Origin of the sequence: Bradyrhizobium sp. JR4.1 (assembly GCF_040548605.1) — a bacterium.
GTDB lineage: Bacteria > Pseudomonadota > Alphaproteobacteria > Rhizobiales > Xanthobacteraceae > Bradyrhizobium > Bradyrhizobium canariense.
Genome location: NZ_JBEPRY010000002.1, coordinates 389442 through 409445, shown reverse-complemented (window position 1 = coordinate 409445; position 20004 = coordinate 389442). Strand labels below are relative to the sequence as shown.

Below are 20004 nucleotides of genomic sequence, written 5' to 3'. Positions count from 1 at the left end.
CGCGACCTCTCCCGCAAGCAAGCGGGAGAGGCGACGAGCACCGCCGAAGCCGGTCTAGCCCTTGCTCTCGCGCTTGCCGTCCTCAAGCGGCACCACGGTGCCGCCAGCGCTCATCGCCGACAGGGCCTCGAGCGCCTCTTCGCAGAAATCGGCCACCATCTGCTCGTGCCGGGCGCCGAGCTGAAGCAGGAGGAGGTTACCGAGGTCGAGCACGCCGGACGCCGCCCCCTCGGGAAAGCGCTTCTTCAGGATGCGCTCGTAGTTCTCGTGGCGATCGCGGTGGTGCTCGAGCCGGGCCATCAGGTCGGTGCGCATGGGCTCGAGGCCGATGCTGTCGAGCGCATGCAGCCGCACCAGGAGGTCGTCCTTGATGGAGGGGGGCGTGCTTGGCCGCGCGGCCCAGTGCCGCAGCGCTGTTCGGCCCTCCGGAGTCAGCGTATAGATCAGCTTATTGGGCTTGCCGGTCTGCACGACCTCGCGGCCCTGGATGTAGCCGCGGTCGCGCAGCTTGGAGAGCTCGCGGTAGATTTGCTGGTGGTCGGCCTTCCAGAAGAAGCCGATCGAGGAATCGAATGTCTTGGCGAGCTCGTAGCCCGTCATCGGACGTTCCGTCAGGCATGCGAGGATTGCGTCGCCCAAAGCCATGACCCGGTCCTCCTGTTCTTGACCTTAACCAATTGGCTTGACTTTATGCGCATCGGCGCATATGCGTCAATGTGCATATGAGGTGATCCAAGAACGAGGGCAAGCACCGCCCCGAAAACCCCAATGGAATCAACCTTCGCGCTACTGTGCATGGGGTTGTTCTCGCGTTTTTTGCCGAAGCCTTTAGGGAGGCAGCTGAATGACCGGCCTCGAGTCCTGGTACGGCTACATGAAGTCGCATGACCAGGCAGCGCTCTGGGACCTGCTCCATCCCGACGCGATCTTCGAAAGCCCCGTCGTGCACGCGCCGCAGCGCGGCCGCGACATCACCTTCAAATATCTGGCCAGCGCCGAGAAGGTGCTTGGCGGTCCCGGCTTCACCTATGTCGGCGAATGGAAGAGTGAGAGCGGCGCCGTGCTCGAATTCAAGACCATCATCGACGGCATCGAGATCAACGGCGTCGACATCATCAGTTTCGACGGCGAGGGACGCATCACGCATTTCAAGGTGATGGTGCGGCCGCTCAAGGCCATCAACATGCTGCATCGCCTGATGGCGGAGCAGTTGGCCGCCGCTCAATCCTAAGCCAGCATCATCACTTCAAGGCCTGCCGGGAGACCACCATGCCGATCTACAAAGCCCCCGTCGAAGACGTGAACTTCCTGCTCAACGACGTCTTCCAGATCGACCGCTACGACAATCTGGCCGGCTTCTCCGATGCGTCGAGCGACGTGCGTGAAGCCATTCTCGGCGAAGCCGCCAAGCTCGCCGAAGAGGTGCTGCAGCCGCTCAACCGCGTCGGCGATCTCGAAGGTTGCAAGCGCGCCGATGACGGCAGCGTCACCACGCCAAAGGGTTTCAAGGAGGCGTTCAAGCAGGTCGCCGAGGGCGGCTGGCTCGGCCTGTCGGCGCCGACCGAGTTCGGCGGCCAGGGTCTGCCGGTGACGCTCTCCCAGGCGGTCAACGAATTCCAGATCTCCGCCAACATGGCGTTCTCGATGTATGGCGGCCTCACCATGGGCGCGACCGCGGCGTTGATCGTCCACGGCACGCCGGAGCAGAAGCAGACCTACGTGCCGAAGATGGTGGCCGGCGAGTGGACCGGCACCATGAACCTGACCGAGCCGCATTGCGGCACCGACCTCGGCATGCTCCGCACCAAGGCGGTGCGGCAGGCCGACGGCAGCTTCAAGATCACGGGCACCAAGATCTTCATTTCGGCCGGCGAGCATGACCTCGCGCCCAACATCATCCACCTCGTGCTGGCCCGTATCGAGGGCGCGCCCGCCGGCATCAAGGGCGTGTCGCTGTTCGTGGTGCCGAAATTCATGGTCAATGCCGACGGTTCGGTGGGGCAGCGCAACGGCGTCGTCTGCGGCTCGATCGAGCACAAGATGGGCATTCACGGCAATTCCACCTGCGTGATGAATTACGACAACGCCGTGGGCTGGCTGATCGGCGAAGAGAACAAGGGCATGCAGGGCATGTTCGTGATGATGAACGAGGCCCGCCTCGGCGTCGCCGTGCAGGGTCTCGCACAGTCGGAAGTGGCCTATCAGAACGCGGTCGCCTATGCCCGGGATCGCATCCAGGGCCGTTCGCTCACCGGTGCCAAGGCGCCGGACAAGCCGGCCGATCCGATCATCGTCCATCCCGACGTGCGTCGCACGCTGCTGTCGATCCGCTCCTTCAACGAGGCCGCGCGCGCCTTCGTGATGTGGACCGCGCTGAAGAGCGACGTCGCCCATCGCTCCGAGGATCCCAAGGACCGCCAGGCCGCCGACGATCACATGGGCCTGATGACGCCCGTCCTGAAAGGCTTTCTCACCGATTACGGCTTCGCCAACGCGGTGCAGGCGCAGCAGATGTATGGCGGCCACGGCTACATCGCCGAGCAGGGCATGGAGCAGTTCGTGCGCGATGCCCGCATCGCCATGATCTACGAAGGCGCCAACGGCATCCAGGCGCTCGACCTCGTCGGCCGCAAGCTGCCGCGCGATGGCGGCCGCGCCATCATGGCGTTCTTCGGCGAGGTCATGGCCTTCGCCAAGGAGAACGGCGGCGACGAGGCGATGAAGTCCTTCATCACCCCGCTCTCGGCTTCGCTCGGCCATCTCCAGCAGGCCACGACGTGGCTGATGCAGAACGCGATGGCGAAGCCCGACAATGCCGGAGCCGCCGCGACCGATTACCTGAATCTCTTCGGTTTCGTCGCGCTCGGCTACATGTGGGCGAAGATGGCGAAGGTGACGCAGGCCAAGATTGCCGAGAGCGGGACGACGCCCTATCTCTCGACCAAGCTCGTCACCGGCCGCTTCTTCATGGAGCGGATGCTGCCGGAGACCGCGGCCAATCTCGCGCGCATCCAGGCCGGCTCCGCCACCATCATGGAACTGCCGGCAGAAGCGTTCTGAGGATTTTGCCCCACCAATAATAGCGACCGCGCGGCGGTCGCGACCAATAACTGCAATCAGGAGGCTCCCATGGCAGATGCCTATATTTACGACCACGTCCGCACCCCGCGCGGCCGCGGCAAGGCGGACGGCGCGCTGCACGAAGTCACCGCGCTCGCGCTCGCGACCGTGCCGCTCAAGGCGCTCAAGGACCGCAACAACCTGCCGGAAGATTCCGTCGATGACGTCATTCTCGGCGTAGTCGATCCGGTCGGCGAAGCCGGCTCCGACATTGCGCGCTTTGCCGCGCTGAAGGCGGGCCTCGGCGAAGCGGTGCCGGGCGTGCAGATCAGCCGCTTCTGCGCCTCCGGCCTCGATGCCGTGAATTTTGCCGCAGCCCAGGTGATGAGCGGCCAGCACGAACTCGTGATCGGCGGCGGCGCCGAATCGATGAGCCGCGTCGGCATCGGCGCCTCCGGCGGCGCCTGGCCGATGGACCCGTCGATGGCAGTGCCGGCCTATTTCATGCCGCAGGGTATCTCGGCCGATCTGATCGCGACCAAATACGGCTTCTCGCGCGACGATGTCGACGCCTATGCGGTGCAGAGCCAGCAGCGTGCGGCGAAGTCCTGGGATGAAGGCCGCTTCGACAAGTCTGTCGTCCCGGTAAAGGACATCAACGGCCTCACGATCCTCGCCAAGGACGAGCATATGCGTCCTTCGACGACGATGCAGTCACTGGCGCAGCTGCAGCCGGCGTTCACGATGATGGCACAGATGGGCGGCTTCGATGGCGTCGCGGTGCAGTCGCATCCGGAAATCGAACGCGTCAATTACGTGCACCACGCCGGCAATTCGTCGGGCATCGTCGATGGCGCCGGCGCTGTCCTGCTCGGCAGCAAGGAAGCGGCCAGCAAATACGGCCTGAAGCCGCGTGCAAGAATCCGCGCATTCGCCAATATCGGCTCCGAACCCGCGATGATGCTGACGGGCCCGGTCGATGTCACCGAAAAGCTGTTTGCGCGCTCCGGCATGAAGAAGTCGGACATCGACCTGTTCGAGCTCAACGAAGCGTTCGCTTCCGTCGTGCTGCGCTACATCCAGGCCTTCGACATCGACAACGCCAAGATCAACGTCAATGGCGGTGCGATCGCGCTCGGCCATCCGCTTGGCGCGACCGGTGCGATGATCCTCGGCACCGTGCTCGACGAGCTCGAGCGCACCAACAAGGCGACCGCGCTGGTGACGCTGTGCATCGGCGGCGGCATGGGCACTGCCACCATCATCGAACGCGTCTAAGGGTAGGGGAGCAACCAGCATGGCTTACAAGAACTTCAAGGTTGAGACCGATTCCGACGGCATCGCGCTTGTCACCTGGGACATCCCGGGCCGTTCGATGAACGTGCTCGACGAGACCTCCACCAGCGAGCTCGACGCGATCGTCAAGGCGACCACGGCGGATGCCGCGGTAAAGGGCGTCGTCATCACCTCCGCAAAGGAAGCGTTCTGCGCGGGTGCCGATCTTTCCATGCTCGAAGGCATGAACCAGGCCTACGCAAAGGTCTTCAAGGAGCAGGGCGAGACGGCGGCGAACCAGATGCTGTTCGAGCAGAGCCGGCGCTTCTCGCAGGTGCTGCGCTCGATCGAGACCTCCGGCAAGCCGTGGGCGGCGGCGATCAACGGTCTCGCGCTCGGCGGCGGTTTCGAGATCACGCTGTGCTGCCACTATCGCGTGGCGGCGGAGAATCCCAAGACGCGGCTTGGCCTGCCCGAGGTCAAGGTCGGCCTCTTCCCGGGCGCTGGCGGCACGCAGCGCGTGCCGCGCCTGGTGCCGCCGCAGGACGCGATGACGATCCTGCTCAAGGGCGATCCGGTCACGGTCGAGAAAGCCAAGGCGCTGAATCTGATCCACGCCATCGTTCCCGCCGCCGACCTCGTCAAGTCGGCAAAGGACTGGATCAAGGGCGGCGGCAAGGCCGTCGCGCCCTGGGACGAGAAGGGCTTCAAGCTGCCGGGCGGCCCGGTGTTCTCCAAGGCCGGCATGATGATGTTCCCGGCCGGCAACGCGATCTACCGCCGCGAGACCTACGACAATTATCCGGCCGCACGCGCGATCATGAGCTGCGTCTATGAGGGTCTGCAGCTGCCGATCGACGCCGCGCTACGCGTCGAGTCGCGCTACTTCACCTCGGTGCTGCGCTCGAAGGAAGCGGCCGCGATGATCCGCAGCCTGTTCCTGTCGATGCAGGAGCTCAATAAGGGTGCGCGCCGTCCGAAGGATGTGCCGCCGACCAAGGTGAAGAAGATCGCCGTGATCGGCGCCGGCTTCATGGGTGCGAGCGTCGGCTATGTCTCGGCCCGTGCCGGTCTCGACGTCGTCCTGATCGATCGCGACCAGGAGAGCGCCGACAAGGGCAAGGCGCATGCGCAAAAGGTGATCGAGGAGCAGATCAAGAAGGGCCGCGCCAAGCCCGGCGACGCAGAAGCCCTGCTCGCGCGCATCACGCCGACCGCGGACTATTCCGCACTGAAGGACGTCGATCTCGTCATCGAGGCCGTGTTCGAAGACCGCAAGGTCAAGGCTGATACCTTTGCCAAGGCGCAGGAGCATATGAAGCCGGACGTGATCTTCGCGTCCAACACCTCGACGCTTCCGATCACCTCGCTGGCGGAATCCTTCAAGGACCAGGGCAGGTTCGTCGGCATCCACTTCTTCTCGCCGGTCGAGAAGATGATGCTGGTCGAGATCATCCAGGGCAAGAACACCGGCGATCTCGCGATCGCGACCGCGCTCGACTACGTCCGGCAGATCGGCAAGACGCCGATCGTCGTCAACGACAGCCGCGGCTTCTTCGCCAATCGCTGCGTCGGCCGCTACGTCGCCGAAGGCAACGAGATGTTCCTCGAGGGCGTGCCGCCCGCGATGATCGAGAACTGCGCCAAGATGGCCGGCATGCCGGTCGGCCCGCTCTCGCTGTCGGACGAGGTCGCGCTCGACCTCGGGCTCAAGATCATGAAGGCGACGGAAGCCGACCTCGGTCCCAACGCCATCAATCCCGATCAGAAGAAGCTGATGGTGGAAATGGTCGAGAAGCAGGGCCGACTGGGCCGCAAGAACAGCAAGGGTTTTTACGACTACCCCGAGAAGGGCAAGGGTCAGAAGAGCCTCTGGCCGGGCCTGTCCGCACTGCAGCCCAAGCAGCTCGATCCTGATACGCTCGACGTCGAGGAGCTGAAGCAGCGCTTCCTGGTGGTGCAGGCGGTGGAGGCCGCGCGCACGGTGGAGGACCACGTCATCACCGATCCGCGCGAGGCGGATGTCGGCTCGATCCTCGGCTTCGGCTTCGCGCCGTTCACCGGCGGCACGCTGTCCTATATCGACTTCATGGGCACGAAGAAGTTCGTCGAGCTCTGTCACAAGCTGGAGGCGAAATACGGCTCGCGCTTTACCCCGCCGAAACTCCTCGAGGAGATGGCCGCGAAGGGAGAAACCTTCTACGGCCGCTTCGCTCCGAACAAGGCGGCGGCGTGATTCTCTGAACCGTAGCCGGGACGAAAATTACGAAAGGCCGGATCTCGATCCGGCCTTTCGCATGGGCGCCTCAGGCAGCCTGAATCAGTCCTTCCTTCTTCATCGCTTCCTGCACCTGCGGCCGCGCCGCGACGCGGGTCTTGTACGCGGCAAGGTTCGGCATCGCCGACAGGTCGAACTTCATCCGGTCGGCCCAGGTCAGCATCGTGAAGAGATAACCGTCGGCCACCGTGAACTGCTTGCCCATGAGGTAGTCGCGGCCGGCGAGCTGGCTGTCGATGTATTTCAGCTTGCCCATGACGCGGTCCTTGAAGAAGGCCTTGGCCTCGTCGTTCAGCGCCGGCGCGAACATCGGGCCGAAGCTCTTGTGGACCTCCGAGGTGAGGAAGTTCAGCCATTCGAGCAGCTTGTAGCGCTCGGCGCTGCCGTGGGCCGGCGCCAGCGCCTTGGCTGAGGCCTGATCGGCGATCATCTGGACAATCACCGGGCCTTCGGTCACGATCTCTCCGCTATCGAGGCCCAGCGCAGGGACCTGGCCCTTGGGGTTCAGCTTCAGATAATCCTCACCGTTTTCGAGCTTCTTGGCCCGGATATCGACCTTGACCAGTTCATAAGGCAGGCCGGCTTCCAGGAGCGCGATATGGGGGGATAGCGAGCAGGCACCGGGCGAATAGTACAATTTCATGGAATTTCCTCCTCTTGTTGCTTGGTTCAGGCGAAAGAACGACTACATGCATCTGCTTGAAATAGTCAAGATTGATGCAGCTGCATCGAATAGGGTAAGAGACGGGCGACGAGCTTGAGCGGGACCATGAAACGCAAACCATCGACCGAGGCGACTTCCGCCTGGATCCGCTTGATGCGGGTGCAGAGCCGTGTGCTCAATTGCGTCGAGCAGGACCTGAAGAAGGCCGGCTTCCCACCGCTGGCATGGTATGACGCGCTGCTCGAACTGTCACGGGCGCCCTCGGGCGAACTCCGGCCGGTCGAACTCGAACGGCAGATGCTGATCCCGCAATATTCGACATCGCGGCTGATCGACCGCCTGGTCGACGAAGGCCTCGCCTCGCGACGTGAATGCAAGATCGACAAGCGTGGCCAGTTCGTGGAGATCACGGAAGCCGGGCGCGAATTGCAGAAGCGGATGTGGGGCGCCTATTCGGCCGCGATCGAGAAATATGTCGGTTCGAAGCTGTCCGATGCGGATGCCGTGAAGCTCAGCGGTCTGCTCGACCGTCTGGGCTGCTCGTGCGGCGAGATGAAACTGCCGCCTGCCCACGTCAACGAAACCACGCCGTTGCGATGATCGCGCGGCAAACCAGCTCGTCCGTGCAGCCGGTGGCTGCGCGGACCATCCCTGTCACCCACGCGCGTTCGATCGAAGCGCTTTTGATTAGAGTCTGATATGGCGCGAGACCAGATCGATATGACGCCGTTGCAATCGCGTGACGAACTCGTCAAGTGGTTCGAGGAAGGCTGCAAGGACCCGTCCGAATTCCGCATGGGCACCGAGCATGAGAAGACGCCGTTCACGCTCGAAGGCCACCGCCCGGTGCCCTATGAGGGCCCGCGCGGTATCGGCGCGCTGCTCGAAGGCATGAAGCTCCTGCTCGGCTGGGAGCCGATCATGGAGAAGGGAAACATCATCGGCCTCTACGACGTCACCGGCGGCGGCGCGATTTCGCTGGAGCCCGGTGGGCAGTTCGAGCTTTCGGGCGCTCCGGTCGAAAACGTGCACCAGACCCAGAGTGAGCTGATGGCGCATCTGGCGCAGGTGCGCGAGATCGCAACGCCGCTCGGCATCGGCTTCCTCGGGCTCGGCATGACGCCGTCCTGGTCGCGCGCCGACATCCCGGTGATGCCCAAGGGCCGCTACAAGATCATGACCAATTACATGCCGAAGGTCGGCCAGTACGGCCTCGACATGATGTACCGGACCTGCACGGTACAGACCAATCTCGACTTCTCCTCCGAAGCCGACATGGTCAAGAAGCTGCGTGTTTCGCTCGCGCTCCAGCCGGTCGCAACCGCCTTGTTCGCCAACTCCCCGTTTACCGAGGGCAAGCCGAACGGCTTTCTCTCCTTCCGGTCCGAGATCTGGCGCGACACCGACAATGCGCGCGCCGGCATGATGCCGTGGGCATTCGAGGACGGCATGGGCTTCGAGCGCTATGTCGATTACGCGCTCGACGTGCCCATGTATTTCGTCAAGCGCGACGAGGATTACATCGACGTCTCCGGCTCCTCGTTCCGCGCCTTCTTCGATGGCCGCAACAACAATCTGCCCGGGGAACGTCCGACGTTGTCGGATTGGGCCAACCATCTTTCGACGATTTTCCCGGAGGTGCGGCTCAAGCGCTATCTCGAGATGCGCGGCTCCGATGGTGGCCCGTGGGGCCGTCTGCCGGCGCTATCAGCGTTCTGGGCCGGGCTGCTCTACGACGATGTCTCGCTGGATGCCGCCTGGGACCTTGTGAAGCACTGGAGCGCGCATGAGCGTCAGGCCCTGCGCGACGACGTGCCGCGCTTCGGCTTCAAGTCGCGGATCAAGGACCGCTATCTGTTCGAGATCGCCAAGGAATGCCTCGTTCTGGCACATGCCGGCTTGCGCCGGCGCGGCCGGATCGACCAGCTCGGCCGCGACGAGACCAGGCATCTGGAGCCGCTCGATCGCATCATCGATTCCGGCCGCACGCCGGCTGAGGAGATGCTCGACAAGTTCAAGGGTCCTTGGAACGGCTCGGTGGAACCAGCCTACGCGGAATACGCGTTCTAGGACACAAGACGAGCGGTCGGGAGCTGAGCCGTTCATCGCCCGTACAGGTTTGCGGCGATCAAATGGCCGGCTGAAAAACCCGAGCGTCGTCAATAACTCGAAAGCTGTTCCGATGGGGAAGGGCCGCCTGGCCGTCATGGCACGCGTCCTGGCAAGCGTCGCGGCCTGCGCCGCGCTGCTTTCGCTCGCGTTTTCGAGCTGGCCTGCGCGCGCCCAGACGGCGTTCGACCGGCCCGGCGGAGACTATTTCAGCACCCCGGTCACGTCGGGCGATCCGGAGGATTGCGCGCTGCTGTGCGAGCGCGACCGCCGGTGCCGCTCGTGGAGCTTCAGCTATCCGGACGTCGAAGGCGGCTCGGCCGTGTGCTGGCTGAAGAACACGGTGCCTGCGCGCGTGCCGGGAAGCTGCTGCATCTCCGGTGTGCGGGGCGCCGGCGTGATCGAGCCACGCGTCGAAGGCGTGGAGACCTCGATCGACCGCCCCGGCGGCGATTTGCGCAATTTCGAGATGAAGGACGGCGAAGGCGAAGAAGCCTGCAAGGCCGCCTGCACCGCCGACAACAAATGCCGCGCCTTCACCTATGCCCGCCCCGGCTACACCGGACGCGAAGCGCGCTGCTTCCTGAAAAAGGAAATCAAACCGCCGCGGCGGAAGGCGGGATTCACGTCGGGCGTGGTGCGGTAGCTCACTCTGCCGCGATCACCGTGATCTCGGGCCACAGCGTCTTCCAGCGTGCCGCCTTCGCCGCGTAATTGGCGGCGGAAAAATTCGGCGCCCGATTGGGTCGCACGATCAGCTTCGCGACGTCGTCGAATCCGTGAGGCGCGTAGACCTCGAAATCCCCTCCGGCAGGGCGGATGCCCACCTGCGTATTCTCCGTGAGGAAGCGGTCGATACCGTCGGTCGCGCGCATCAAGGGTGGATAGGGCAGACCGTGCTTGCCGGGATACCAAAGGTGTACGCGTGCCTGGTTGCGGATTTCGACCTTGGGGCCGAGATGCGCGAGCTGCGCGTGCAGCTTGCGGATCACCGCATCTTCCGCCTCCCATGAGGTGTCGGAATCGAAATAGAACACGTCGTAATCGGCGATGCCGTGATCGATCGGGCGGCCCGTGAGCACGTTCCATACCGTCTGAACCAGGCAGCCCGCGACGAGCCACGCATCCGGCAGCGCGAGGCGATGAATTTCATCGAGGATCGCTGCGTTCAACGGATTTCGCAGGGCGAGAGCCAGAAATTCGTCGCGGATCATCACTGTTGCACTCCCTCTCCCGCATGCAGGAGAGAGGTGAGGACGTTCCTGCCTTCAATGCACGGCGGTGAAAAACCGCGCCATGCGAAATCCGGACAGCCAGGTCCACACCGGCTGGCCCCGGATGCCGAGATCCCAGGATCCGAGCACGGCATCCGCGCGGCCGACCAGATTGTCGATCGGCAACATGCCGACGCCGCCGGAGCGCAGGGGCACGCGGCTGTCGGCGGAGTTGTCGCGGTTGTCGCCGAGCACGAAGAGATGGCCCGCCGGCACCGTCACCTCCTGCGTGTTGTCGAGCGGACCGTTGTCGCGCATCTTGAAGATCAGGTGCGAGACGCCATTCGGCAGCGTCTCGACATAGCGATAGGCGGGTTCGCTGCCGCCATTGTCGTCCTCGGCGGCGCCAACGCCGTCCGGCTTCAGCTCGGCGGGGCGGTCATTGACGAAGAGCTGGCCCTGGCGCAGCTGGATGCGGTCGCCGGGCAGGCCCACGACGCGCTTGACCCAGGCCTGCGAGCGGTCGCCGGGCCAGCGGAAGACCACGACGTCGCCCTGCTTCGGCGTCTCCGCGAAGACGCGACCGCTCTCGGGCAGGTTGATCTGGATCGGCAGCGACGAGGTGCCGTAGCCGTAGGGGAATTTCGAGGCGATCAAGGCGTCGCCGATCAACAGCGTCGGCTCCATCGAGCCCGACGGCACGTAGAACGGCTCGGCCAGCGCACCCTTGGCGATGAACACCGCCGCGACGATGCCCGCGAGCTGCACGAGCTGGCCTGCCCAGCCGCTGCCCTTCCGCTTGGTGGTGACAGTTATCTTCTCGACGCTCATCCGCCTGTTCCACCCACCGTAATGCGTTCCATCAACAGCGACGGCTGGCCGACGCCGACCGGCACGCCCTGACCGTTCTTGCCGCAGGTGCCGATGCCGGTATCCAGCGCGAGGTCGTTGCCGATCATGCGGATGCGATGCAGGTCGGTCGGCCCGTTGCCGATCAGCATGGCGCCCTTCAAGGGCGCACCGATCTTGCCGTTCTCGATCTTGTAGGCCTCGGTGCATTGAAACACGTATTTGCCCGAGGTGATGTCGACCTGACCGCCGCCGAAATTCGCGGCGAAGACGCCGTTCTTCACCGACGCGAGGATCTCGGCCGGATCGCGGTCGCCCGCGAGCATGTAGGTGTTGGTCATGCGCGGCATCGGCACATGGGCATAGCCTTGGCGGCGCCCGTTGCCGGTCGGCTTCATATTCATCAGGCGCGCGTTCTGGCGGTCCTGCATGTAGCCGACCAGGACGCCGTCCTCGATCAGCACGGTGCGGTTGGTCGGCGTGCCCTCGTCGTCGATCGACAGCGAGCCGCGGCGCGAGGCAATGGTGCCGTCGTCGACCACGGTGACGCCCTTGGCCGCGACCTGCTGGCCCATCAGGCCGGCAAACGCCGACGTCTTCTTGCGATTGAAGTCGCCTTCGAGGCCATGGCCGACCGCCTCATGCAGCATTACGCCGGGCCAGCCGGCCCCGAGCACGACATCCATCTCGCCGGCGGGGGCGGGAATCGATTCCAGATTGACGAGGGCCTCGCGCAGCGCGCCGTCGGCGGCGTCGCGCCAGGACTTAGCTTCGATGAATTCGGCGTAGCCGGCGCGGCCGCCATAACCTTTGCTGCCGCTCTCCTGGCGGTCGCCCTGACCGGCGACGACGGAGACGTTGACGCGCACGAGCGGGCGGATGTCGCGATAGCTCTCGCCGTCGGGCCGCAGGATCTCGACCACCTGCCAGGTCGCGCCCAGGCTGACGCTGACCTGCCGCACCCGCGGATCCTTGTCGCGCAGATAGGCGTCGATCTCGGCGAGCAGCTTGACCTTGGTCTCGAAGCCGGGGGCATCGAGCGGATTGTCGTCACTGTAAAGCCGCACGTTGGTATGTGCTGGAGGCGCGGCGAAGTTGCCGGAATAACCACCGCGCACGGCCGCTACCGCGTCCGCGGCGCGAATCAGCGCCGGCAGCGAGACGTCGGAGGAATGCGCGTAGCCGACCGCGTCGTCCTTGACGGCGCGCAGGCCAAAACCCTGCGAGGTGTCGTAGGTCGCCTGCTTCAGCCGCCCATTGTCGAACATCAGCGCTTCGGTCTGGCTGTATTCCAGGAACAATTCGCCGTCGTCGGCACCGGCAAGCCCGCGCGCGAGCTCGTTGCGAACCTGATCGCGGTCGAGATTGGCGCGGTCGAGCAGGGAGGTTGTGGCAGGGTTGGTCATGCGTCCGTCCATTATCGGGGGATGTGAGGCAAGATAATGGTTTCCCGGCAGTTCCGCGAGGGGCTTGGCCGTCACATTACGGAAACGATAGGATTGGCACGGGAGTAAGGGGCCCTGACGCGGATGCCGATCGGTGCTATGCTAGTTTCATGAATTACCGAGATATCATCTCGATTGAACCTGGCAAACGCGGTGGGCGACCCTGCATCCGCCACATGCGGATCGCTGTGGCAGATGTGCTCGGCTGGCTGGCTGCTGGCCAGACCCACGCTCAAATCCTCGACGACTTCCCCGAACTGACCGAGGACGATATCCGCGCTTGCCTGGCCTATGCCGCCGACCGCGAGAGGCGATTGGTGACCGCACCGATATGAGGCGCTGTTCGATCAGAACCTCAGTTTTGCAGAGCTACCAGGCCAGTGAATTCGTCCCCTTTGTGCTCTCTTTTGGCAAGATGGCCTAAAATTGGTTGCGGTGCGCAAGCGATTCTTATTTTGCGTGTACAGTCGGCGACAAGATATTCTGCCATCGCGAATCCTGAGAGGTTTGGGATGGCGAGTAAGGTCAGTTTCTGGGAGCGGATGTGGCCGACATCTTTGTCAGTTATACGTCTAAGGACCGCGAATGGGCCTTCTGGATAGGGCAGGAACTTGAGAAGCTGGGACATATTCCACGGCTTCATGAATGGGAAATCTCCGCCGGAGGCGATATTTCTCAATGGATGGAGGAAAGACATCACAGCGCCGATCACGTTCTATGTGTGGTGAGCGCTGCCTATCTCGACGCCCCTTATTCAAGCTGGGAGCGCCGCGCGGCTCATTGGGCCGCAACCACAGCCCGGCCGGGCTTCCTGATACCGATCTTTGTTGAATCCTGCGAGCCGCCCACTCTGTTCGCACCGCTGAAGCGCTGTGATCTGCATGGCTTGGGCGAGGCAGCGGCGAGGTCAAAGCTTGCGAGTTTTCTGACACCAGCATCAAAGCCGTCTCAGCCAATTCCGTTCCCGCGTGAGCCGCAGTCTTCAACAAATCATCATGCATTCCCTGGGACTGGTCCGTCTGTATTGGACGCACTCGGTCACGACGCTCCAAATTTGAACTTACCTCGACCACCACTTTTGGCTGCTGTGCCAAGATATCTCGGCTCGCACGATTTCGTCGGGCGAGAATCAGAACTGCAGACACTTTCTGATTGGTGCGCGGCGGCTGACCCGAATCCAATGTTGCTTCTCGAAGCCATCGGAGGATCAGGAAAAAGCATGCTCACTTGGGAGTGGACAACGAAACACGCGCAAACAGCGAGACCCGATTGGGCGGGTTTGTTCTGGTACTCGTTCTACGAGAAGGGAGCAGTCATGGCGGATTTTTGCTGCCAAGTGCTCGCCTACATGACGCAGAGGCCAATCGGAGAGTTTAGAAAGTTGGGGCCGGCGACACTCAGCGAATATCTTGTCGGAGAGTTGCAGCAGCATCCGTGGCTCTTAGTGTTAGACGGACTTGAGCGCATTCTTGTCGCCTATCATCGGCATGATGCCGCACAGGCACCGGACTCCGATGTTGGCTCAGAAGTTGATCAACTAGCACACCGAGATCCTTCTGCCGCAATACGCCCCGAAGATGGCGAGCTACTACGCCGGTTGGCGGCGGCAGCACCATCGAAAATTCTGGTGTCCTCAAGATTAACGCCGCGAATCTTGATCAATTCGTCGCACATGGCTGTGCCGGGCGTGCGTCGGGAGATATTGCCGGGCCTCCGCCCGGTTGATGCGGAGGCTCTGTTTAGGCGATGCGGAGTTACAGGCAATTCGAGGGAAATTCGTGCTTATCTCCAACACAACTGTGATTGTCATCCACTTGTTGTGGGGGTGCTCGCAGGTCTAGTCAGCGATTATCCTTATGACCGAGGCAATTTTGATCATTGGGTCCGCGATTTCAATGGTGGGATGGCGCTCAAGCTAGGTGAGCTTGGCCTTGTGAAGCGCCAGAATCATATTTTGCTGGCAGCTATCGATGCTTTGGATTCGAATGGTAGCCAACTGCTGCATCTTCTCTCAATTTTGCAAGGAGCTGTCGATTTCCAGACTTTAGGGGCTCTGAGTCAGACCCGCGAAGATGCCATCCCCGTGGGCCAGCCGAATGATGCGGAAATAATTGCTCAGCAGCGCTCTAGTTCGCGTGACCTTAATACGACGCTTCGCGACCTCGAGAAACGCGGGCTGCTGCAGTATGACGCCACAGAGAAGCGATATGACCTGCACCCTGTCGTTCGCAGTGTTGCAGCTGGTCGAATTGAAAAACAGGAAACGGATCGGCTTGGTCAAGGTATCGTCGATTATTTTACTCGACGTCAGCACGATCCGTGGGTGAACGCCGACACTCTCGAAGAGGTTGCTGACGGCATCCAAATTGTGAGTACGTTCCTGAGAATGCGGCGATATTCTGAAGGCTTCTACGCCTTACAAGGAGACCTCGCCAATGCTCTATATTTCAATCTTGGTGCGATCGCCGAACTGATTGCGTTAGCCGACGGCTTCTTTCCCGATGGACTGGATCGCGACCATCATTGAATGAACCGGAGGAGCGCTGGTACATCACAAATCTCGCAGCTGCATCGATCTCGCCAATTTCTCAAGAGCGTGCCCAAGACCTTTTTGAACGGGCTATCCGCCTTAGCCTTGAAAAGCGAATGATCAACTGCCTCTACGTCTCGATCTACGGCTTCGCTAATGCGCTCGCCGATGGGGTCAGAATGGCCGACAGCCTGAGGCTTCGTTCGCTCAGTCTCAATCTCGCGAAGGTTTCGCGAGATCCGGAGTTGCTCTTTATTTCGAAGCTCAGGGAATACGCCTTATCTGTACTTGGGAGTGACTGGGCATTAGCTGACGCCCTGTGGACCGAAATTGAAGCTCTTGGCCGGGATTGGACTCCGGGTAACTATAGGCCCGGCGATGCGGAGGGCGAGCGAGCTCGCGATCTGCTGTATCGCGGGAAGCTGACCGAGGACGCGATATTGAGCGCGGAGGAATTAGCTAAGCGGGGGGGCAATCGTCGCATGGTCAATTTCCTGCACGAAATTCGTGGAGAATGGCATCTCACGCGCAAGGAGCCTCATTGCGCAGCTGAGCACTTTTCTCGCGCGCTAGCGATGTACAAGGAAAACGGGCTTGGTAGCTCATACTGTGAATCTCGTCTCATCTTAGCCAGAATTCTGGCTGGCGAGGAATTTGATGCGATGAACCAAGCAAACGAAATCGAGAGTACTAGCGTGCGGTGCAGTTTGGCGATGGCTGAGCTGTGGCAGGTGCTGGGGGAGGAGAAAAGGGCGATCGAAAACGCGGCTGCGGTGTATAGTTTCGGTAAAGAGTGGGATGCTTACGTCGCACGTTGTCATCTTGATGCGGCGGAGGAGATCCTTAGAACTCTAGGCGCCGAGTTGCCGCCCTTGCCTGAGCAGAGTCGTGCACAGGGGCAGATGCTCCCGTGGGAGGCCAAAGTGTCTTCGCTGATTGATCAACTTCGCTCGGAACTCCCCACCGCGGGATGAATCTGACGTAAGTTCCGTCAAACCGCCGTGGTTAGCCAGCCGAGCGGAGCTAGCCTACGGCAGCTTGTCATATCCCTCGCCGAGCCCGTTCAGGCTGAGCGGGAAGCCGATGCCTTCTTCCGGGGTCTCGAAGATGATGAAGGTCGCGGTCTTGGCGGTGCGGAGCTGGCCGAGCAGCTTGTCGTCCATGACGACCTCGGCGACGCAGCCATTGGGCAGGCAGCGGACGAAGCCGGCGCGCCCAACGTCCTGGTTGTCGAGCTTGAGACCGAGGCCGGAGGGCAGCAGGACGCCCAGCGGGGCGACCACGCGCATCAGGCGGCTCTTCTGGTCGGCGGTCTTGAGCACGATCACGGTCAGGCCGGCATTGGAGCGGTCCTCGGCGACCACGCTCTGGATCAGGGCGCATTGCTCGGACTGGGCGCCCGGCGGGGTGTCGCAGCGGATCTGCCAGTCGCCATGGACGGAGCGCACCGCGCCCTGCGCATGGGCGAGGCCCGGCAGCGCCATGCCGATAGCCGCCGCCAGCAGGGCCGCCGCCGTCGTGAGGCCGCCAGCCTGCCTTTTAGCCCGCCTTGCCATGCCTCTCGAAAACCCCATCGGGTCGGTCCCTTTGCTCGCCTGGGTCGCTCGCTCCGGGCGGACTGATACGGGAATGACGGCGTCTTGAAGGCGATTCGCAAGCAAATTCCACGCCGCCACGGCCGCCGTCGCCCGCACGAATCAGGTTCCTGTGCGGCTGTCCGCCAGTGCCTACCGCGGGCAATTCCGCTGTCAAGCGGCAGCATCCCGGGAAATGGTATTTTTGTCTGATGTTACTAGGAAATATCTTGCGGGTGATGGCTGACAGACGAGGCTCAAGACTGCATTGCGATAGATCAAGAATTATGGTTTGAGAGGCTTGATTTCGGCGTTCTAGCGATCTGGCCCCAATTCCTCTTAGAGGTATTCTTGCGCGGCGGTTTGTCAGACGGGGGGATCGAATAAAGCGTTTCCCGAAAATAGGGGAATGCACTTGGGGTGATTTCGTTAGGGGAGCGCGAACGGCATGAAGATGTCGATGGGCCCGGTGGGCCGGCACTTGCTGGGATTGGCCGTAGCGGGTCTGACGCTGGCGACGGGCGGTGCGGCATCTGCCGAGCTCGGGCAACCGGCTGCGTGGGAGTGGACGCTGCAGCAGTCCGGATCCCCGGTGATGGACAACATCGTCTGGTTCCACAATTTCCTGTTCGTGCTGATCACGCTGATCACGCTGTTCGTTCTGGCGCTGCTCGTGATCGTGGTCGTGAAGTTCAACGCGCGAGCCAATCCGGTGCCGTCGCGGACCACGCACAACACGCTGATCGAGGTAGCGTGGACGCTCGTTCCGGTGCTGATTCTGGTCGGTATCTCGGTGCCGTCGTTCCGGCTCCTGTTCCTAGAGCTCGACGTGCCGAAGGCGGATCTGACCATCAAGGCGACCGGCAAGCAGTGGTACTGGTCCTACGCCTATCCTGATAACGGCAAGTTCGAGTTCGACTCGCTGATGGCCCAGGACAAGCAGCCCCGCCTGCTCGGCGTCGACAATGAGATGGTGGTGCCCGTCAACAAGGTGGTCCGGGTTCAGGTGACCGGGGCCGACGTGATTCATGCCTTTGCGCTGCCGTCCTTCGGCGTCAAGATCGACGCCATTCCGGGCCGGCTCAACGAGACCTGGTTCAAGGCCACCAAGACCGGCATGTTCTACGGCCAGTGCTCGGAATTGTGCGGCAAGGACCACGCCTTCATGCCGATCGCCATCCGCGTGGTGAGCGACCAGGAGTTCGCCTCCTGGGTCGAGACGGCGAAGAAGAAGTACGCGAGCGGCGGCACCAGCACCTACGCCTCCACGGCCGGCCCGACGCAGTGAGCGCCGGGCGAAGGGTTCGAGGAAACTGAAAGCGACATAAGGGCGGGACCTCCAGAGGTCCGATCGGGACGCAAGGCAGGATTAGAAAATGGCAACGAGCGCAGCGGCACACGGCGATCACGCGCAAGACCACGGACATGACGAGCACGCCCATCCGACCGGATGGCGGCGCTACGTCTATTCGACCAACCACAAGGACATCGGCACGATGTACCTGATCTTCGCGGTCATCGCCGGCGTCATCGGCGCCGCGATGTCGATCGCGATCCGTGCCGAGCTGATGTATCCGGGCGTGCAGATCTTCCACGAGACGCACACCTACAATGTGTTCGTGACCTCCCACGGTCTGATCATGATCTTCTTCATGGTCATGCCTGCGATGATCGGCGGCTTCGGCAACTGGTTCGTGCCGCTGATGATCGGCGCGCCCGACATGGCGTTCCCGCGCATGAACAACATCTCGTTCTGGCTGCTGCCGGCCTCGTTCGCGCTGCTGCTGATGTCGACCTTCGTCGAGGGCGAGCCGGGCGCCAACGGCGTCGGCGCCGGCTGGACCATGTACGCGCCGCTGTCGAGCTCGGGCCATCCGGGCCCGGCCGTCGACTTCGCGATCCTGTCGCTGCATCTGGCAGGCGCCTCCTCGATCCTCGGCGCCATCAACTTCATCACCACCATCTTCAACATGCGCGCGCCGGGCATGACCCTGCACAAGATGCCGCTGTTCGTGTGGTCGATCCTGGTGACGGTGTTCCTGCTGCTGTTGTCGCTGCCGGTGCTCGCCGGTGCGATCACGATGCTGCTCACCGACCGCAATTTCGGCACGACGTTCTTCAATCCCGAAGGCGGCGGCGATCCCGTGCTGTTCCAGCATCTGTTCTGGTTCTTCGGTCACCCCGAAGTGTACATCCTGATCCTGCCCGCCTTCGGCATGGTCAGCCAGATCGTCTCGACCTTCTCGCGCAAGCCCGTGTTCGGCTATCTCGGCATGGCCTACGCCATGGTCGCGATCGGCGGCATCGGCTTCGTGGTGTGGGCGCACCATATGTACACGGTCGGCATGTCCTCGGCGACGCAGGCCTATTTCGTCGCCGCCACGATGGTCATCGCGGTCCCGACCGGCGTGAAGATCTTCTCGTGGATCGCCACGATGTGGGGCGGCTCGATCGAGTTCCGCGCGCCGATGATCTGGGCGGTGGGATTCATCTTCCTGTTCACCGTCGGCGGCGTCACCGGCGTGGTGCTGGCGAATGCCGGCGTCGACCGCGTGCTCCAGGAGACCTACTACGTCGTCGCGCACTTCCATTACGTGCTGTCGCTCGGTGCGGTGTTCGGTATCTTCGCCGGCTGGTACTACTGGTTCCCGAAGATGTCGGGCTACATGTACAATGAAGGGCTCGCCAAGGCGCACTTCTGGGTCACCTTCATCGGCGTGAACCTGGTGTTCTTCCCGCAGCACTTCCTCGGCCTGTCGGGCATGCCGCGCCGCTATGTCGACTATCCCGACGCGTTCGCGGGCTGGAATCTGGTCTCGTCGGTCGGCTCCTACATCTCCGGCTTCGGCGTGCTGATCTTCCTCTACTGCGTGATCGACGCCTTCGCGAAGAAGGTGCCGGCTGGCGACAATCCGTGGGGTGCAGGTGCGACCACGCTGGAATGGACGCTGCCCTCGCCGCCGCCCTTCCACCAGTTCGAAGTGCTGCCCCGCGTGCAGTAAGCAA

General features: G+C 62.6%; 18 protein-coding genes. 12 read left to right on the top strand and 6 right to left on the bottom strand.

Going from position 1 to position 20004, the window contains the following annotated elements:
* Nucleotides 1-54 precede the first annotated feature (54 nt).
* Nucleotides 55-645, bottom strand: a complete 591-nt coding sequence (locus ABIB90_RS07155; RefSeq protein ID WP_354200533.1) for a PadR family transcriptional regulator — start codon at nucleotides 643-645, stop codon at nucleotides 55-57.
* Nucleotides 646-844: 199 nt separating this feature from the next.
* Here ABIB90_RS07155 and ABIB90_RS07150 point away from each other — a divergent pair, with 199 nt between their 5' ends.
* The 4 genes from ABIB90_RS07150 (at nucleotide 845) to ABIB90_RS07135 (ending at nucleotide 6571) form a co-directional block, all read left to right on the top strand.
* Nucleotides 845-1231, top strand: a complete 387-nt coding sequence (locus ABIB90_RS07150) for a nuclear transport factor 2-like protein (RefSeq protein ID WP_219684762.1) — start codon at nucleotides 845-847, stop codon at nucleotides 1229-1231.
* Nucleotides 1232-1269: 38 nt separating this feature from the next.
* Nucleotides 1270-3060: an acyl-CoA dehydrogenase C-terminal domain-containing protein gene (locus ABIB90_RS07145; protein WP_354200532.1), complete on the top strand. Its 1791-nt coding sequence runs from the start codon at nucleotides 1270-1272 to the stop codon at nucleotides 3058-3060.
* A gap of 69 nt (nucleotides 3061-3129) precedes the next feature.
* Nucleotides 3130-4338: an acetyl-CoA C-acetyltransferase gene (locus ABIB90_RS07140; RefSeq protein WP_219684760.1), complete on the top strand. Its 1209-nt coding sequence runs from the start codon at nucleotides 3130-3132 to the stop codon at nucleotides 4336-4338.
* A gap of 19 nt (nucleotides 4339-4357) precedes the next feature.
* Nucleotides 4358-6571, top strand: coding sequence for an FAD-dependent oxidoreductase (locus ABIB90_RS07135; protein ID WP_354200531.1), 2214 nt, complete (start codon nucleotides 4358-4360; stop codon nucleotides 6569-6571).
* Nucleotides 6572-6641: 70 nt separating this feature from the next.
* Here ABIB90_RS07135 and gstA read toward each other — a convergent pair whose 3' ends face one another.
* Nucleotides 6642-7256 (bottom strand): glutathione transferase GstA, encoded by a 615-nt coding sequence (gstA, locus tag ABIB90_RS07130; protein ID WP_354200530.1) that lies wholly within the window; start codon nucleotides 7254-7256, stop codon nucleotides 6642-6644.
* Nucleotides 7257-7382: 126 nt separating this feature from the next.
* Here gstA and ABIB90_RS07125 point away from each other — a divergent pair, with 126 nt between their 5' ends.
* From ABIB90_RS07125 to ABIB90_RS07115, 3 genes are all read left to right on the top strand, one after another.
* Nucleotides 7383-7877: a MarR family winged helix-turn-helix transcriptional regulator gene (locus tag ABIB90_RS07125; protein WP_007599417.1), complete on the top strand. Its 495-nt coding sequence runs from the start codon at nucleotides 7383-7385 to the stop codon at nucleotides 7875-7877.
* A gap of 99 nt (nucleotides 7878-7976) precedes the next feature.
* Nucleotides 7977-9347 carry a glutamate--cysteine ligase gene (locus ABIB90_RS07120; protein WP_007605054.1) on the top strand — a complete coding sequence of 457 codons (1371 nt, stop codon included), beginning with the start codon at nucleotides 7977-7979 and terminating at the stop codon, nucleotides 9345-9347.
* 112 nt (nucleotides 9348-9459) lie between these two features.
* Nucleotides 9460-10032, top strand: coding sequence for a PAN domain-containing protein (locus ABIB90_RS07115; protein ID WP_354200529.1), 573 nt, complete (start codon nucleotides 9460-9462; stop codon nucleotides 10030-10032).
* Nucleotide 10033: 1 nt separating this feature from the next.
* Here ABIB90_RS07115 and ABIB90_RS07110 read toward each other — a convergent pair whose 3' ends face one another.
* The 3 genes from ABIB90_RS07110 to tldD are packed head-to-tail and all read right to left on the bottom strand — an operon-like array spanning nucleotide 10034 to nucleotide 12855.
* A complete protein-coding gene (locus tag ABIB90_RS07110) occupies nucleotides 10034-10600 on the bottom strand; it encodes a nucleotidyltransferase family protein (RefSeq protein WP_354200648.1) in 567 nt (188 codons plus the stop codon).
* A gap of 54 nt (nucleotides 10601-10654) precedes the next feature.
* The gene (gene lepB / locus ABIB90_RS07105) at nucleotides 10655-11431 is read right to left on the bottom strand and encodes a signal peptidase I (RefSeq protein WP_007599422.1); all 777 of its coding nucleotides are present in this window, start codon (nucleotides 11429-11431) and stop codon (nucleotides 10655-10657) included.
* Complete coding sequence (gene tldD, locus ABIB90_RS07100) at nucleotides 11428-12855, bottom strand: metalloprotease TldD (RefSeq protein ID WP_219684757.1); 1428 nt, start codon at nucleotides 12853-12855, stop codon at nucleotides 11428-11430. The genes lepB and tldD overlap by 4 nt, the downstream gene beginning before the upstream one ends.
* A 149-nt stretch (nucleotides 12856-13004) precedes the next feature.
* Here tldD and ABIB90_RS07095 point away from each other — a divergent pair, with 149 nt between their 5' ends.
* The 3 genes from ABIB90_RS07095 (at nucleotide 13005) to ABIB90_RS07085 (ending at nucleotide 16398) form a co-directional block, all read left to right on the top strand.
* Nucleotides 13005-13229 (top strand): DUF433 domain-containing protein, encoded by a 225-nt coding sequence (locus ABIB90_RS07095; protein ID WP_007599426.1) that lies wholly within the window; start codon nucleotides 13005-13007, stop codon nucleotides 13227-13229.
* A gap of 209 nt (nucleotides 13230-13438) precedes the next feature.
* Nucleotides 13439-15421 (top strand): TIR domain-containing protein, encoded by a 1983-nt coding sequence (locus ABIB90_RS07090; RefSeq protein ID WP_354200528.1) that lies wholly within the window; start codon nucleotides 13439-13441, stop codon nucleotides 15419-15421.
* On the top strand, nucleotides 15418-16398 hold the full coding sequence (locus ABIB90_RS07085) for a hypothetical protein (protein ID WP_354200527.1): 981 nt from the start codon (nucleotides 15418-15420) through the stop codon (nucleotides 16396-16398). The genes ABIB90_RS07090 and ABIB90_RS07085 overlap by 4 nt, the downstream gene beginning before the upstream one ends.
* A gap of 54 nt (nucleotides 16399-16452) precedes the next feature.
* Here the strand turns inward: ABIB90_RS07085 and ABIB90_RS07080 are convergent, their stop codons facing one another.
* A complete protein-coding gene (locus tag ABIB90_RS07080; protein WP_354200526.1) occupies nucleotides 16453-16998 on the bottom strand; it encodes an invasion associated locus B family protein in 546 nt (181 codons plus the stop codon).
* Between the two features lie 448 nt (nucleotides 16999-17446).
* Between ABIB90_RS07080 and coxB the strand changes: the two genes are divergently transcribed.
* Both coxB and ctaD read left to right on the top strand, forming a co-directional pair.
* Entirely contained in the window at nucleotides 17447-18286 is an 840-nt protein-coding gene (gene coxB, locus ABIB90_RS07075) for a cytochrome c oxidase subunit II (RefSeq protein ID WP_354200525.1), read from the top strand.
* Between the two features lie 88 nt (nucleotides 18287-18374).
* Nucleotides 18375-20000, top strand: coding sequence for a cytochrome c oxidase subunit I (gene ctaD / locus ABIB90_RS07070; RefSeq protein ID WP_007605061.1), 1626 nt, complete (start codon nucleotides 18375-18377; stop codon nucleotides 19998-20000).
* Nucleotides 20001-20004: the final 4 nt, after the last annotated feature.